Source organism: Anaerovorax odorimutans (assembly GCF_024459955.1).
Taxonomy (GTDB): Bacteria; Bacillota; Clostridia; order Peptostreptococcales; family Anaerovoracaceae; genus Hominibacterium; species Hominibacterium odorimutans_A.
Window position 1 is genome coordinate 1 of record NZ_JANFXK010000229.1, and the last position, 228, is coordinate 228.

General features: G+C 45.2%; 1 pseudogene. It reads left to right on the plus strand.

Features of this window, described 5'->3' with window-relative positions:
- Positions 1-20: 20 nt before the first annotated feature.
- Positions 21-228 (plus strand): annotated as a pseudogene (locus NE619_RS18580) (hypothetical protein); the annotation flags it as partial.

The window sequence follows — 228 nt, forward strand, 5'->3', positions numbered from 1 at the left end:
CAGAAAAGAGGTGTTTATACATGGCAAGGAAGCCGACTGATAAGCAGTTGTTCAAGATGAAAAATGAATGGTTGGGGCAGTTCTATGAGGAAGTGAAGCCCAAGGATTTTTACAGGGCTGTGTTCCCAGAGGGTAGTTTTGAGAGAGAGGGACATCCAGAAGATGAGAAGTGCAACGGAGTTCTCACTGTGATAGAGGGGGAAAAGGCGAGGAACTATATTGTCTTTG